Here is a 15,030-nt window from a genome sequence, read left to right as displayed (position 1 = left end):
GCGGGCGCTGGTGACGTGCTCCCGTGCGCCGGTGCGGTGCCACGGTTGAGTTTCGTACGATCAGTCAACACGCCTATGCGCAAGGCATGTTCGCCGCCGGCCCGGTCGCTGCGCACCCGCCCTGGACCTCTCTCGGCTTTCGCGCCCCGTGTTCCTCTGGAGGCTCGCCTATGCCCGGACCCCTCACTCCTCCCCTCCTCCGCCACCGAGGCCGACCCGTTCAGCGCGGCCTGCGCGCATTGCTGGCCGCCGCACTGGCCGCGACCGGGCTGGCCTCGCTCCTTCTCGCGCCCCCCGCCCAGGCGCTCGAGGCCGCACCGGGGTCCCCGGTCGTGGCCACCGCCGGGGACGGCACGACGACAGCCTTCGTCCGTGCCGGTGACAGCACCCTGTTCCGGCGTGACCGCGACCCCGCCACCGGCACGTGGAGCGACTGGACCAGCACCGGGGGCACCACCAACGGCGACCCGGCCGTCGGTCGCCGACTGGACGGCCGGCTGGAGGTCTTCGCCCACCGCCGCAACGGCGACCTGTGGCACCAGACCTGGGCCAAGGGCGGCTGGGGCCCCTGGAGCAACATGGGCACCCCGCCGGGCACCACCGTAGTGGGCACGCCGGTCGTCGTGACCAACGACAACACCGCGAGCTCCGCCAACTCCAGCGGACAGGTCCAGGGCAACACCGACGGCCGCCTGGAACTCTTCGTCCGCGGGGCGGACAACGCGATCTGGCACTGCGCCCAGCTGGCGCCCAATGGCCGGGTCTGGAGCGGCTGGGAGAAGCTGGACGGCGGCCCGTGGGCCGGCAAGCCCGCGGCCGTGGTCACCGGCTCCGGCCGCATCGCCCTGGTCGCCCGCACTCAGGACGGACACATGAAAGCGACCGCCCAGGCGGCGCCCGGCACCCAGCAGACCCCGCTGCCCGCCGGGAACTGGGCCGCCTGGACCGACCTCGGCGCCGGCTGGACCAGCGACCCCGCCCTGGTCGCCAACACGTACAGCGCCGTCGGCCAGCAACCCGGCGCCCCACGTACCGGCACCCTGCTGCAGGTCTTCGCCAACCGCGCCGGCAACCGCGCCTGGACCCTGGCCCAGTCCGAACCCGGCACCACCGCCAACCCGGCCGGGCACTGGGACACCGGCCACCCCTACGACCTCGCCCTGAACCTGATCGGCCCGCCCCAAGTGGCCAGCACCAACGACGGACGCCTCTCGGTCTTCGGCGTCAACGCCAACCACATGGTCAGCTTCCGCTCCCAGACCCACACCCTCACCCCGGGCAGCAACGCCACCGGCATCTGGAACGGCGAGAAGACCCCGCTCACCAACCTCAAGGCCCGCGGGTTCGCCGTCACCCGCACCGCCACGGGCGCGTTCACCGTCCTCGCCGTCCAGGCGGGCACCGCCAAGCTCTTCGCCCGCGACCAACTCGCCGCCGGCACCGAGAAGTCGCCTCCGGGCATCTGGCTCTCCTGGCAGGACCTCGCCAGGATCGGCTCCGGCCCGTGCGGCGGACCCGGCTCCCTGGCCTGCCTCAACATCACCAACGGGGACCTCAATCTGGCCCTCGACCTCCAGACCCCCACGGACAAGACAACCCGGCTCAGCCGCGCCACACCCGACACCACGTCCGCCACACAGCGCTGGTCGCTCCGACCGCTGCCCGACACCACCGACGGCACCTTCATGATCGCCAACAGGAACGGCAAGTGCGTGGCCGAGCAGACCGAGACCATCGGCCCCTGGCACCTGCGCCTGGGCGACTGCGCCACCGACGCCTACCTCACCAAGTGGTACCTCGAACCGGTGACCACCAGCACCACCGCGAAGCCCACGCTCTACCGCATCCACCAGGCCGGCAAGAACCCCGGCCAGGAGTACTGCCTGACCGCCCTGCAGAACAGCGAGACGGGGCACGACCCCACCCTGGTGGAACGGGTCAACTGCGGCGACGGCCAAGCCAACCACAAACAGAACTGGAGCCTCGGCCGGCACGGCGCCACCGCCCCGGGCGTGCTCGACCTCGCCCTCCAGCACGCCGCCGCCGCGTGCGCCAGCGACAAGACCAACAACACCTGCACCTTCCAGGACACCAGCACCCCGGCTCCCTACAACGCGCCCGGCTGCGTAGCCGGCGACGTCCTGTACAACCAGAGCCCCGACAGCAACGCCACCTACTCCGTCAGCTGGACCCACTGGATCGGCTCCCAGTGGTCGGTCGCCGGCGCCCTGACCATCAAGTTCTCGGACGTCCTCTCGACCCAGTTCACCACCACCCACACCTGGATCGAGCAGGACAGCACCGCCAGGACCGCCACGATCACCGTGCCGCCCGGCAAGTTCGGCTGGCTGGAGTACGCGCCGCTGGCCCGCGAGACCGTCGGCTACTGGAAGATCAGCCTCAACGGACACAGCTACACCGTCCCCGGCCACAACCTCTCCTACGCCAAGGACAACACCGAGGGCAAGAGCTCCCTGATCGTCACCCACACCGCCACCGAACCGCCCACCAACGCCACCTGCAGGCGATAGGCCGCCGCCCGACCGCTCCGGTGACACGGGCGGCTGGGCCGGCGGTGTGCGGGCGTCCACGCGGCCTCCCGGCCGGGCCCGCCCTGGCCCGGGCCCGGCCGGGTCTCAGGTGTTCAGCTGCCACAAGGCGAGGTTCAGGCAGGCGGCGAAGGCGACCCAGGCGGCGTACGGGAGGAGCAGCCAGGCCGCCGGCCGGTGGATCCGGCCGAAGAGCACGGCGGTCACCACGACGGACGCCAGGAGCAGGCAGATGTCGGCGAAGGCGAGGCCGTACTGCCGGGCAGCGAAGAACAGCGGCGTCCAGGCACAGTTGAGGGCGAGCTGGACCCCCCACCACAGCATCGCGGTCCGCACGGTCGCGCCCCCGCTCCGGCGCAGGACCAGCCAGGCCGCCACCGCGACGGTGACGTACAGGACCGTCCACACGGGGCCGAACACCCACGCGGGAGGTGCCCACGCAGGCCGCTCCAGCATGGCGTAGAAGGACCCGGCGCCACTGGCCGCGAGCCCGCCGATCCCGGCCACCGCGAAGACCGCGAGCAGCAGGAGGAGCAGCGCGGGCCACCGGCCGCCGGTGCTTCCGGGCTGCGGGGAGGGCTGCCGGGGCGCTGCACACATGATCGCTCCTCGTCGTCGACGCGGCTTGCCGTCGGGTCGATGCGTCCTGCCGTCCGCGGGCTACTTCGCGGCGCGGGGGCCGTTCGGATGCGCGCGCCCGCCTGTCCGCCCGCGCGCCCGGCAGCGTTGGGGCCGGGGCGCCGTCCGCGGCGGCCGCACGGCTTAACGCCCTCCGATCACTTCCTTAAGCGGAACCTAAGCTTCGCCCAGGCCGTCCGGGAACGAACGAATGTCCGTTTGCGGGCGGCTAGCGTGCTGCCCGCAATCCCAACTCCCCAGTAACACAGAGGTAGGCACGCGATGGGCAGCACAGTCGGTCACCGCCGCAGGGCCAGCGGCAAGGCGAAGGCCACGGGCGCGATCGTGGCGGCGGCGGTGATCGGCGGCGCCGCGTTCGCGTTCACGGGGACCGCGCAGGCCGCCGCGGTCGGAGCCGTGTACACCACCGGCAGCTCTTGGAGTGGCGGTTACACCGGCCAGTACGTCGTCACCAACAACACGGGCGGGGCGGAGTCGGACTGGACCCTCGCGTTCGACCTCCCCGCCGGTACGAAGATCGACTCCGTGTGGAACGGAACCCATACGGTCGAAGGCCGGCACGTCACCGTGAAGCCCGCGAGCTGGAACCGCATGCTGGCGCCGGGTGCCTCCGTCACCGTCGGCTTCGTCGCGAGCGGTTCCGGTACCCCCGGCAGTCCGACGGGATGCCTGATCAACGGGGTCAAGTGCTCCGTGGACCAGAGCGCGACCCCGCAGCCCGGCGGCCGGCCCACCACCCTGCCCACAACCGCCCCGACGGCCCCCGCCCCGACGGCCCCCACCACCGCGCCCACCCCGACCGCGAGCCCGGCCCCCACCAAGGGCTCCACGCCCACCGCCGCCCCGCCCGCGCCCGTCCCCGCGGCCGGGGGGCGCTTCGCCCCGTACGTCGACACCTCCCTCTATCCGGCCTACGACCTGCTGGACACGGTCACGCGTACCGGAGTGAAGGAGTTCCACCTCGCCTTCATCACCTCGGGCGGTGGATGCTCACCGCTGTGGGGCGGCGTCACCGACCTGGCGAGCGACAAGGTCGCCGCGCAGATCGGCGCGCTGCGCGCCAAGGGCGGCGACGTCCGCGTGTCGTTCGGCGGGGCCGCCGGCCGCGAACTGGCGCTGAACTGCGCGAGCGCCGACGACCTCGCGGCGGCGTACGGCAAGGTCGTCGACCAGTACCGGCTCACCAAGGTCGACTTCGACATCGAGGGCGCGGCCCTGCCGGACGCCGCCGCCAACACCCGCCGCGCCCAGGCCATCGCCCGGCTGCAGAAGGCCCACCCCGGCCTGGACGTGGCGTTCACCCTGCCCGTGATGCCGGAGGGGCTGACCCAGCCGGGCGTGGCCCTGCTGGCCGACGCGCGGAAGAACGGAGTGCGCGTCGACTCCGTCAACATCATGGCGATGGACTACGGCCCCGCGTACGCCGGAGACATGGGGCAGTACGCCACCGAGGCCGCGACGGCGACCCAGGCCCAGCTCAAGGGGGTCCTCGGGCTGTCCGACCAAGCGGCCTGGAAGGCGGTCGCCGTCACGCCGATGATCGGTGTCAACGACGTCGTCACCGAGGTCTTCTCGGTCTCCGACGCCACGCAGCTCGTGGAGTTCGCCGCGGCCAAGGGGATCGGCCGGCTGGCCATGTGGTCCGCGACCCGCGACAAGCAGTGCCCGGCCGGCGCCCTGAACCACGCCGACGCCACGTGCAGTTCCGTCCTCCAGCAACCCCTGGCGTTCACCAAGGCGTTCAGCGCCTTCCGCTAGCAGGAGGCCCGGAGCTGCGCAGTACCGCCACCACCTCCGCCGTGATCTCGCTCTCGTTGCGCTCGAAGTCCGCCCCGGTGAGCTGTGCCGGGTCCGACGGAAGACCGGTGAGCACCGGAGTGTGCAGGTGGCCGCCCGGGAGCCCGGGGCGGAGCTCCAGGCGCAGCCGGTTGGAGCGGTAGGCGACCTCGTTCGAGAGGTAGCCGCCGCCTCCGCCGGCCACGGCGCGCGAGCCGGGGGTGGGGCCGTCCGCCCGGTCCACCGGGCTCCGCCCGCCGGCCGGGATCTCCGTGACGGCCGTGTTCAGGCGTACGGGATACGGCGCTTGGACGGCGGTCATGGCGTCGGTGGGCAGGCTGGTCCGCAGGAACTCCGCTCCGGAACCGAGCCCGGGCGCCGTCACGGGGTGTTCGCGGGTTCCGCCCGAGAGGGCACGCGCGTTGTCCGGGTACGGGTCCGCCGAGCGGGCCCGTCCCGCCCACGCCTCCAGGGTGAAGAGGCCGGGGTAGCCCTGGCTGATGCTGGTGATCATGTCCGCGGAGCGCGGACCCGCGGCCAGCCGGGGGCCGTAGGCGCGCTCGACGACGCCCGCATCGAAATCGGCGTAGCGGACCGGGAGGACCACGGCCCGGAACTCCGCCGGCGAACCGTCGGCCAGGGTGGTGCGGCGGCCGTTGAGCTGGAGCGCGGCCGAGCCCGAGGGGTTGGCCCGGCGCAGCTCGGCGTCCAGCCCGAACGGATCGAATCCGCTGACGAAGATCCTTCGCACGCCCGGTGTGCCGCGGAACTCGTTGGCGGTGAGGCCGCGCGAAGCGTCCTCGAAGCCCGACCTCAGCGCCGCCCGGTCGACGGGGAACCCCGGCTGCCAGCGCCCCAGTTGCACGGTCATCGCGAGCCTGGCCCAATACAGCGGCCGGTCGTCCGCGGCCGGCAGGTCGCCGCCGGGCCGCAGCCCCTGCGCCCGGTTCACGGCGGCCATCCACAGCCCCTCGCCCCAGGCCTTCAGGAGCCGCTGCGCCTCGGCAGCGTCACGCGTGCCGCACAGGGCGGCCGGGAAGCGGCGTACGAAGGCATCGAGCCCGGCCCGCTCCGGGAAGGCGGCGGTCCGCGGATCCGCGAGGCGCTCCTGCTCCGGGTCCGTCGCGGCGGCGGACTCCGCGGCGAAGCCGCCGGGGCAGGCGGTGGCGGCGTCCGCGCGGGCGGCGGCGGGCGGGAGGACGGCGGTGACACCGATCAGGGCGGCGGCGAGTGCCGCTCGGCGTAAGAAGATCATGCGATGTGACATTACATAGGGCCTCACCTCCTGTCAGGAGGCGGAAAGCGCCGCGCAGTCCGGAACGAATCCGTCCGCCGGGGGTCGTGACCGACCGGAATTCAACGGCGGGCGCCGTGAGGTGCCGGCCGGGAAAGCTGTCGGTACGGGGGGCAACGCTGACATCATGGCCCGTCAGCGGTGGGCGCGATCACTGCGCCGGCCGGAAAGGTGCGGCATGGAACGGGAAATGGAGTCGCTGCGAGCCGGGGATCCCACTCAGGTGGGCCCCTACCGCATCGCGGCTCGGCTGGGCAGTGGAGGCATGGGTTCCGTCTACCTCGGGCGGTCCCGCGGCGGGCGGTCGGTCGCCGTCAAGGTGATCCGGCCGGAGCTGGCCGAGGACCCCGAGTTCCGGGGGCGGTTCGCCCGGGAGGTGGCAGCGGCGCGGCTGGTGAACGGCGCCTACACGGCCGGGGTGATCGACGCCGACCCGACCGGGGACCCGCCGTGGCTGGCCACGGCCTACGTCGCCGGTCCCGCTTTGAGCGAAGCGGTCCGGGATCACGGGCCCTGGCCCGAGGAATCCGTCCTGGCGCTGGCCGCAGGGGTCGCCGAGGCCCTGGAGGCCATTCACGTCCACGGCGTGGTCCACCGGGACCTGAAACCGTCCAACGTCCTCCTCTCCGCCGACGGCCCGCGCGTCATCGACTTCGGCATCTCCGCCGTCGCCGAGGCCGCCACCGAAATCACCCGGGCCGGAAGCCTGATCGGGACCCCCGGCTTCATGGCACCCGAGCAGCTGACGGGCGCCGGGGTCACCGCGGCCACCGACGTGTTCTCGCTCGGCGCCGTCCTCGCCTTCACGGCCTCCGGCGCCGGGCCCTTCGGAAGCGGAACCACCTCCGAGCTGATGTACCGCGTCGTCCACGGGCGGCCGGACCTCGGGGCGCTGCCCGGCCGGGTGCGCGACCTGGTGGCTTACTGCATGGAGAAGGACCCCGGCCGGCGCCCCACCGTCTCCGCCCTGCTCGACCTGCTGGACGGGGGTCCGGACGCCCACACCGGTGTCCAGTGGCTGCCGCCGCACGTGATCCGGCTGCTGTTCGCACCGCCGGGGCCGGGGCCGGAGCCGGGGCCGCAGGGGCGCACGCCGCCGGAGTCCGGGACACCGCCGCAAGGGCATGCGCCGGCGGAGCCCCCCGCCCCGCCGGGGGACCGGACGCCGTACGCGCCCGGAACGCCCCCCGACCCGCGCGCACCGGCCGGCCGGTCGACCCGCGCCACCCCCGGCATACCCGCCGACCCGCGGACCCCGACGACCGTCGACCCCGAGGCCCGGACCTGGACCGGGCCCCCGCCCGGGCGCGGCCCCGGCGGCGCGCGGCCACCCGTACCGCCGCCGCCCGCCGTCACGGACACGCGGCGGGAGTACGGGCCCGTGAGGCCGCCGGGACCGCGTCCCCGCAGGCGCGCCCTGGCGGTCGCCGGAGCCGCGACGGCCGTGGCCTGCCTGCTGGTCTGGCTGGTCCCCCGGGCGCTCGACGCCACCGGCGCGCGGGTATCCCCGGCGGCGGCCACCGCGGGCCAGGGCGGGGCCGGGAGCCCGGCCACCGGCGGCACGCGCCCCGAAGGAGCGGGCCCCGCGACCACGCGCCTGCCCGCACGCCCCCCGGCCACGCGGACTCCGGGGCCGCGCTCCCCGTCGGCGCAGCCGCTCCCGGTGGTCGGCTCGTGGCAGGGCACGTATCTGTGCGGGCAGGGCCTGACCCGGCTCGACCTGAGGATCACCTCACCGGGAGGACGCGCCCTGGCGGCGGTCTTCGCCTTCTCCGCGCACCCCGACAACCCGACCGTGCCCAACGGCTCCTTCACGATGGTGGGCTCGTTCGAGAACGGCCGGATGGTGCTGCGCGCGGACCGCTGGATCAACCAGCCGCCGGGCTACCTCGCCGTCGACCTCGCGGCCGTCGTGGTCGGGGAGCGCCCGGCGGTGCTGTCCGGAACGGTCGTCAGCTCGGCCGCCTCCTGCACGCAGTTCGTGGTCGGGCGCCAGGCGTGACCGGATGGCGCGTTCATCCGGCGAGTACCTGGGCACGCGGGAGAGACGATGCACACCGGCGGCGGGCCGAACTGCCGCCGGATCCGCTGGCCGAGGACGAGGAGACGAGGCTGTGAGCAGCATCTGGATGTACGGACAGGGCAGCGGCCACACGCCCCGGGAGCCGCTGCAGGGGTACACGGTGGAGGCCGCCGACGGCGTGATCGGGCACGTGGACCGTCAGCAGGACCAGCCCGGCATGCAGCACCTGGTGGTCGACACCGGCGTGTGGGTGTTCGGCAAGAGCGTGCTGATTCCGGCGGGTGCCGTCACCGGCATCGACACCGAAACCCGCACGGTGAAGGTCGTGGTGACCCAGGAGCAGGTCAAGGCCGCCCCCCGGTTCACCACCGACAGCGAGACGGCCGACCACGACTACCTCTCGGCCGTCGGGGACTACTACGTCTCCCTCCGGCCCGCCGCGGCGCACTGAACCGGGCCGATGCCGCCGGGTCGCCGATTCCGCCGGGCCGCCGGGCCGCCGCGCGGGGAGGCGGGCAGGCGCCCAGGCGGGCACCCGGGGCGCCGCCCGGTGTCAGTCGCCGCCCCACCACCCCTGCACGCCGGTGAGGGCGGCGACGTCCTGGCGTAGCTGCGGGAGGAGGGCGTAGAGGCGGTCGCCCGGACATGCGGTGCTGTTGAAGTCCCGGTGCCCGTGGATCTCGGAGGGCGGCAGCCCGTACTGCGCGCAGACGTGCGCACACAGCCCCACGAGTGCCTCGTACTGCCGGGCGGGCGGGTCCGTGCTGGTGTAGGTGCCCTCGTTCTCGATGCCCACGGCGACGTTGTTCTGGCCGACGCAGTGGGCCGAGCGGACCTGCCCCCGGCCCGCCGACAGCTCGGCGAGGCTTTCGTGACGGCCCTCGGTGACGAAGGCGCCGCGGCTGACGGTGAAGTGCTGGCCGGTGTCGATCCAGCCCAGGGTGTCCATGTGGTGCTTCTGGATCGCCCGCGCGAGGGCGAAGGCCCGCTGCCGGGAGTAGTCCTCCACGTTCGCGGTGGCCGTGTGGTGCACGATGATCCGCTGCGGCGGCGCGGCCAGGACCACGACCGGCTCCGAGGGCGGCCGGGCCCCCCACTCCTCACAGCCGAAGATCTCCGGGCCCGAGCCGGACGAAGCGCGAGCGGGCGCGGCGGCCGCTGCCCACGCGCTGACGGAGCCGAGGGCCAGGGCACCGGTCAGGACGGCCCGGCGGCCGGGCTGGTGCACGGGTGCCGGATGTCTCCGTGGCACGGCGGGCGCCGGGACGGGGGCACGAGCGGACATGGAGAACTCCTCTCACGGGACGGCGCGGGCACGGGCGCCGCCACCGGGTCTCCGCGCGGCTGCTGCCGCGCCCACCGCCCAACGACCGGGTGATCAAGAAGCAACGTCACTGCGGCCATTCCGGCGAAGCCCGTCGGATGCCGGCGTGGTGACACCCGCCGCGGCGGGTACGGGCGGGAGGGCACATGTGCGGATCGAGAGAGGACGGCAACATGACGGTGGAGTGGCCGGAACTGGTGGGACGAACGGCGGACGAGGCGGTCGCGGCCATCCGCAGCGCGTGTCCGGACGCGGAGGTCCCGGTCGTCGCGGAGGGTTGCATGGTGACGATGGACTTCCGGGAGGACCGGGTCCGCGTGTTCGTCGACGCCGACGGCAGGGTCGTACGGACGCCGCGCGTCGGCTGAGCCGCCGCGGAGGCCCGCGGCCGGAGGGGCAGTCCCGCGGGGGCCGCCGGCCGCCCGCCATGGCTACGCTTGCGCCGTGACCAACCCGCGGTGGAGCCGCCGACACGTGATGGGCGCCGCCCTCGGCGCCGTCGTGGGAGGGCTGTCCGGGTGTTCGGACACCTCGGGCCCCGTACACCGCCTGAACCTGGCGACCGGCCCGGAGGGCGGCCCGTACAACGCCTTCGGAAAGGCCCTGGCCCGGGCCGTCGCCGCGAGCGGCCTCCCCCTGGACGTCGTCGCGCAGAGCACCGCCGCGAGCGTGGACAACCTGCGCAGGCTCGACGAGGGCTCCGCGGACCTGGCGTTGGCCATGGCCGACGTGGCCGAGGCCGCCGTCTCGGGGCGCGAACCGTTCACCCGGCCGGCGGCCGTGACGGCCCTGGCCCGGGTCTACGTGAACCACACGCACCTCGCCGTCGCGGCGGACGGACCCGTGCGCACCGTCGGGGAGCTCGCCGGGCGCCCGGTCGCGACGGGCGCCCCCGGATCAGGGGTCCAGGTGGTGGCGGGGCGGCTCCTGCGGGTGGCCGGCCCGGGCGGCGCCCCCCTGCCGGCGGACGAACGGCAACTGGGTCTCGACGCGTCGGTGACGGCGCTGCGCGAGGGCTCGGTCGACGCCCTGTTCTGGTCCGGAGGCGTGCCCACTCCGGCGCTCACGGCACTGGCACGCGAACGGCCGTTGCGGATGCTGCCGCTGGACGGGTACGCGGGTGCGCTGCGCGAACTCCACGGCCCCGTGTACACGGCGGTCACCCTCCCGGCCGGGGCGTACGGGCTGACGGCGCCGGTGGGAACCGTCGGGGTCGGAAACTACCTCCTGGCCCGCCGGGACCTTCCGGCGGGCACCGCGCGGGAGCTGCTCCAGGTGGTGTTCGGCCGGTGGCGCGACCTGCTCCGCGAGGTGACGGCGGGCGCCCGGCTGGAGCCCCGCTTCGCGATCTCGACCGGGGGAGTGCCGCTCCACCCGGGCGCGGTCGCCCACTACCGGTCCGTGTACGGCTGAGAGCGTCAGCGGTTGGACCGTCAGCGGTCGTACCGACGGGCGAGAGCGGTCACGACGACGGGAGCCGCAGCTCCACGACCAGCCCGTGGGGTGTGTTGCCGCCGACGTCGAGCCGGCCGCCGCTGACCCGGGCGATCTCGTCGGCGATGGCCAGCCCCAGCCCGCTGCCCCGGACGTTCTGGTGCTCGGGCGAGCGCGTGAAGCGCCGCAGGAGGAGCGGCAGCTGCTCCTCGGGGACGCCCGGACCGTCATCGGCCACCCGTACGACGGTGCCCCCGTCGTCGGCGCGTCCCGCGGACACCTCGACACGGCCCCCGGCCGGCACGAACTTGACCGCGTTGTCGAGGAGTGCGTCCAGGATCCGACCGGCCGCGTCGGGAAGGGCGCGGGCCCGCAGCCCCTCCTGCGGCTCCGCGGCAGTGAGCTCCAGCCCCGCGCCGCGGAAGGCCGGCGCCCAGGCCGTCGTCCGCTCCCGGACCGCGCGCGACACGTCCTGGTCCCTCAGTCCCGCCGCGCCCGACTCCACCCGGGCCAGGGCCAGCAGGCCGTCGAGCAGCTCCGCCAGGCGCTCCGCCTCGTCCAGGGCCCGTACGTGCTCGGCCCGGCCGGGGCCCGGTGCGACGTGCGGTTCCACGTTCTCCAGTTGCAGCACCAGAGTGGCCAGCGGATTGCGCAGCTGGTGGGAGGCGTCCGCGACGAAGTCGCGCTGGCGGGCGAGGGATTCGGACACGGCCTCGGCCATGGTGTTGAAGTGCTGCCGCAGACGGCGCAGTTCCGGCGGCCCCGTCTCGGAGCCGGCCCGGGCCTGGAGACTGCCGGCGGTCAGCCCCTCCACGGCCCGGTCCAGATCCAGGACGGGGCGCATCAGCCAGCGCGAGATCCCGGCCGCCACCAGCGCGGCCGCCGCGAAGGCGGCCAACGCCGCGCCGCAGATGAGCGTCCAGCGGAGCGTCACGTCCCGACGCGCGGCGGCGGTGGGCACGTGCATCAGGACCGCGCCGCTGACCCGCTCGTCGCGGCCCACCGGCTCGGCCAGGACGACGGCCTCCGGCCCCCAGGGGCGGATGGTCGGCAACCGGTCGGTGGAGCGGCCGGTGAGGGCGCGGCGACGCGCTTCCGGCGCCGCCGCGGCGGAGTCCGGGGCGGCGCCGACCCCGCCCCCGGCAGAGCCCTCCGCAACCGCCTTCCCGATGCCCTCCGCACCCGCCCCGCCCGAACCCTCCGTACCCGCCCCGCCCAGGCCCTCCGCAACCGCCTCCCCGACGCCCTCCGCACCCGCCCCGGCACCCGCCCGAGCGATCGACCGGCCCTCCGTGTCGACCACGAGCACCGCGGCTCCGTACAGCTGTGCGTACCGGCCGATCTCGGCGGACAGCTCCCGCCGGTCGGCGTCGGTGCGCATCCGGTCGGCGAGATCGGCGAACCGGACCGCTTCCGAACGGCGCTGCAGGAGCAGATGCTCGGTCCGTCCCCGCGCGTAGGCGTCGGCCAGCGGGATGCAGAGCAGCAGTGCCGCGACCCCCATCAGCACCATCAGCACGGCAAGGAGCCGGCGCCTCACCGGTCGCCGTCCCTCTCCCCGTCCGCTCCCGGGGCCTCCTCGCCGTGCGCGGTCGCGGGGCCGAGCTGGTAGCCGAACCCCCGGACGGTCCGCACCAGGCCGGAGCGGCCGGTCTTGGCGCGGATGCCCGCCACGTGGACGTCCAGCGAGCGGGACGCGGCGAGGAGGACGTCGCCCCAGATCCGGTCCAGGATCTCCTCACGTGAATGCACCTGCTCCGGGCGCGCGGCGAGGAAGGCGAGCAGGTCGAACTCGCGGCGGGTCAACCGGATGCCGGCGCCCGCCACCGTGACCGTGCGGCCCGCCGGGTCGATCTCGACGTCGCCGGTGCGCACCGGCCCGCCGCCGGCGCCGACCGGGTCGCCGCCCCGCATCCCGGAGCGCGTGTCCGTCCGGCGGCGCACGCTGTCGATACGGGCCATCAGCTCGGCCGTGCGGAAGGGCTTGACGACGTAGTCGTCGGCGCCCGCCCGAAGCCCCTGCACGATGTCGCGTTCCTCGCAGCGCGCGGTCACCACGATCAGCGGCGCGTCGCAGAGGGTCCGCAGCCGCCGCAGGAGTTCGAGCCCGTCCAGATCGGGCAGGCCCAGGTCGAGGAGGACGAACTCGGCCTCCCGGGCGTACCGCAGGGCGTCCAGCGCACGGCCCACCCTGCGGACCGTGTGCCCGCGCTGGGCGAGGGCGGTACCCAGGGCACGGGCCATACGGTCGTCGTCCTCGACGAGGAGCGCGTGCATCCGGAAATCTCCCCCTCCGGGGCGCGGTTCAGCCGACGGGGTCGCCGGGTGTCACCGGTCGATCGTGCCCGTGCTCGGCACGTTTCATCCAGCGGCAGCATGGACCGGCCGCCCTCGGCGGAGAACTCGAACGCGCGGTACACGGGCTCGGCCGGCCCGTCGGGTCCGGAAACCCTCCCGCGGGGTCCGTCGTACCGGCCGCTCGCGCGCTGCCGTCAGCGCGCGGCCTCGGCGCCGGCCGGAGCCTCCCGGTCCCGGTCCGTGCCGTCCCCCCGGCCCGCTCCCGCCCCGGGCCCGGTCCCGTTGTCGGCCTCTGCCTCGGCGCGGCTCAGGGCGACGTTGCGGGTGTCCGGCATCAGGACGTAGGTCACGAGCGAGACCAGCGCGCACCCGGAGACGTACCAGAAGAACATCGACTCGCGACCGCTGCTCTTGAACCACAGGGCCACGTACTCCGCCGTACCGCCGAAGAGCGCGTTGGCGACCGCGTACGGCAGGGCCACGCCGAGGGCCCGGACCCGCGTCGGGAACAGCTCGGCCTTCACCGCCGCGTTGATCGAGGTGTAGCCCGTGACGATCACCAGGGCCAGCAGGGACAGGCCCAGCGCCGACCAGTACGAGGACACGGACCCGAGGGCGGTCATGATCGGGTACGTGCCGACGGTGCAGCCCACCGCGAAGGTGATCAGCAGGGGCCGGCGGCCGACCCGGTCCGACAGCATCCCGGCGAAGGGCTGCAGCACGGCGAAGAGCGCCAGCGCGGTGAAGCTGACCAGGGTGGCCGTCGTCTTCTCCATGCCCGCACTGCCGACCAGGTACTTGGTGAGGTAGGTGGTGTACGTGTAGTACGCGACGGTGCCGCCGAGGGTGAGCGCCATCACCAGGCCCGCCTGCCGCCGGTACAGCCACAGGGCCTTCAGCGTGCCGCGGGCGCTGTCGTCGCGGGAGTCCGCTCCCGACGCCTGCTCCTTGAACGCGTCGGTCTCCTGGAGCCGGCGCCGCAGCCAGAAGACGACCACCGCGAACAGCGCGCCGAGCACGAACGGGATCCGCCAGCCCCAGCTCTCCAACTGGGCCGTGGACAGCGTGTGCTGCATCGTGATCAGGATGCCCAGCCCGAGCAGCTGGCCGCAGGTCATCGACACGTACTGGAAGGACGAGCCCAGGCCCCGCCGGTTCCGGGCCGACGCCTCGGTGAGGTACGTGGCACTGGCGGCGTACTCGCCGCCGATGCTCATGCCCTGGAGGAGCCGGGCCAGCAGCAGGACCAGCGCGCCGAAGTACCCGGCCTGGCCGTACGTCGGAGCGACCGCGATCAGCAGAGCGGCCACCGACATCATGGAGACGGTGAGCGTCAGCGCGCTCTTGCGGCCGTGCCGGTCGGCGGCGCGGCCGAGGATCCACCCGCCCACGGGGCGCATCAGGAAGCCGACGGCGAAGATCCCCGCCGTGTTCATCAGCTGGGTGGTCGGATTGTCGCCGGGGAAGAAGGAGTCGGCGAAGTAGATGGCGAAGCTGGCGTAGACGAACCAGTCGTACCACTCGACGAGATTGCCGAGCGAGCCGCCGATCAGGGCCAGACGGCGCCTCTTGCGCTCTTCCGGGGACGGCGGCGGCGGGGCGGGCGTGACGGTGGACGAGGACATGGCGGCTCCGGAACGGGGAATCCCTCGGTGCGAGGCGGTGGAGTGCCCCGCACCGGACGGACGGGGAC

The 15,030-nt window shown here is 74.3% G+C and carries 12 protein-coding genes; 6 read left to right on the top strand and 6 right to left on the bottom strand.

Features of this window, described 5'->3' with window-relative positions:
* Positions 1-170: 170 nt before the first annotated feature.
* A complete protein-coding gene (locus ACFWU6_RS19580; RefSeq protein ID WP_383982148.1) occupies positions 171-2,531 on the top strand; it encodes a hypothetical protein in 2,361 nt (786 codons plus the stop codon).
* Between the two features lie 105 nt (positions 2,532-2,636).
* Here ACFWU6_RS19580 and ACFWU6_RS19575 read toward each other — a convergent pair whose 3' ends face one another.
* Positions 2,637-3,149: a TspO/MBR family protein gene (locus ACFWU6_RS19575; protein WP_383982146.1), complete on the bottom strand. Its 513-nt coding sequence runs from the start codon at positions 3,147-3,149 to the stop codon at positions 2,637-2,639.
* Positions 3,150-3,449: 300 nt separating this feature from the next.
* On the opposite strand from ACFWU6_RS19575, the gene ACFWU6_RS19570 reads away from it, so the two are divergent.
* Positions 3,450-4,946: a cellulose binding domain-containing protein gene (locus tag ACFWU6_RS19570; RefSeq protein WP_383982144.1), complete on the top strand. Its 1,497-nt coding sequence runs from the start codon at positions 3,450-3,452 to the stop codon at positions 4,944-4,946.
* Here ACFWU6_RS19570 and ACFWU6_RS19565 read toward each other — a convergent pair.
* Positions 4,930-6,219 carry a pyroglutamyl peptidase gene (locus ACFWU6_RS19565; RefSeq protein WP_383982142.1) on the bottom strand — a complete coding sequence of 430 codons (1,290 nt, stop codon included), beginning with the start codon at positions 6,217-6,219 and terminating at the stop codon, positions 4,930-4,932. The two genes, ACFWU6_RS19570 and ACFWU6_RS19565, sit on opposite strands and share 17 nt — an antisense overlap.
* A 217-nt stretch (positions 6,220-6,436) precedes the next feature.
* Here ACFWU6_RS19565 and ACFWU6_RS19560 point away from each other — a divergent pair, with 217 nt between their 5' ends.
* Both ACFWU6_RS19560 and ACFWU6_RS19555 read left to right on the top strand, forming a co-directional pair.
* Entirely contained in the window at positions 6,437-8,260 is a 1,824-nt protein-coding gene (locus tag ACFWU6_RS19560) for a protein kinase (protein ID WP_383982140.1), read from the top strand.
* 112 nt (positions 8,261-8,372) lie between these two features.
* Positions 8,373-8,732, top strand: a complete 360-nt coding sequence (locus ACFWU6_RS19555; protein ID WP_383982138.1) for a PRC-barrel domain containing protein — start codon at positions 8,373-8,375, stop codon at positions 8,730-8,732.
* 102 nt (positions 8,733-8,834) lie between these two features.
* On the opposite strand, the gene ACFWU6_RS19550 is transcribed toward ACFWU6_RS19555, so the two are convergent.
* Positions 8,835-9,566, bottom strand: coding sequence for a peptidoglycan recognition family protein (locus tag ACFWU6_RS19550; protein WP_383982136.1), 732 nt, complete (start codon positions 9,564-9,566; stop codon positions 8,835-8,837).
* Between the two features lie 185 nt (positions 9,567-9,751).
* Between ACFWU6_RS19550 and ACFWU6_RS19545 the strand changes: the two genes are divergently transcribed.
* Together ACFWU6_RS19545 and ACFWU6_RS19540 are read left to right on the top strand one after the other, a co-directional pair.
* Complete coding sequence (locus tag ACFWU6_RS19545) at positions 9,752-9,973, top strand: serine protease inhibitor (protein ID WP_383982134.1); 222 nt, start codon at positions 9,752-9,754, stop codon at positions 9,971-9,973.
* Positions 9,974-10,049: 76 nt separating this feature from the next.
* Positions 10,050-11,018 (top strand): TAXI family TRAP transporter solute-binding subunit, encoded by a 969-nt coding sequence (locus ACFWU6_RS19540; RefSeq protein ID WP_383982132.1) that lies wholly within the window; start codon positions 10,050-10,052, stop codon positions 11,016-11,018.
* A gap of 49 nt (positions 11,019-11,067) precedes the next feature.
* On the opposite strand, the gene ACFWU6_RS19535 is transcribed toward ACFWU6_RS19540, so the two are convergent.
* From ACFWU6_RS19535 to ACFWU6_RS19525, 3 genes are all read right to left on the bottom strand, one after another.
* Positions 11,068-12,579, bottom strand: a complete 1,512-nt coding sequence (locus tag ACFWU6_RS19535; RefSeq protein WP_383982130.1) for an ATP-binding protein — start codon at positions 12,577-12,579, stop codon at positions 11,068-11,070.
* Positions 12,576-13,316: a response regulator transcription factor gene (locus tag ACFWU6_RS19530; RefSeq protein WP_383982128.1), complete on the bottom strand. Its 741-nt coding sequence runs from the start codon at positions 13,314-13,316 to the stop codon at positions 12,576-12,578. Before ACFWU6_RS19530 ends, ACFWU6_RS19535 begins: the two co-directional genes overlap by 4 nt.
* Positions 13,317-13,531: 215 nt before the next feature.
* Entirely contained in the window at positions 13,532-14,962 is a 1,431-nt protein-coding gene (locus tag ACFWU6_RS19525) for an MFS transporter (RefSeq protein WP_383982126.1), read from the bottom strand.
* Between the last annotated feature and the right edge of the window lie 68 nt (positions 14,963-15,030).

The sequence above is a fragment of the Streptomyces sp. NPDC058674 genome (genome assembly GCF_042716505.1).
In the GTDB taxonomy this organism is placed as follows: Bacteria; Actinomycetota; Actinomycetes; order Streptomycetales; family Streptomycetaceae; genus Streptomyces.
The sequence above is the reverse complement of the archived record's forward strand: the minus strand, read 5'-3'. Positions and strand labels throughout refer to the sequence as shown.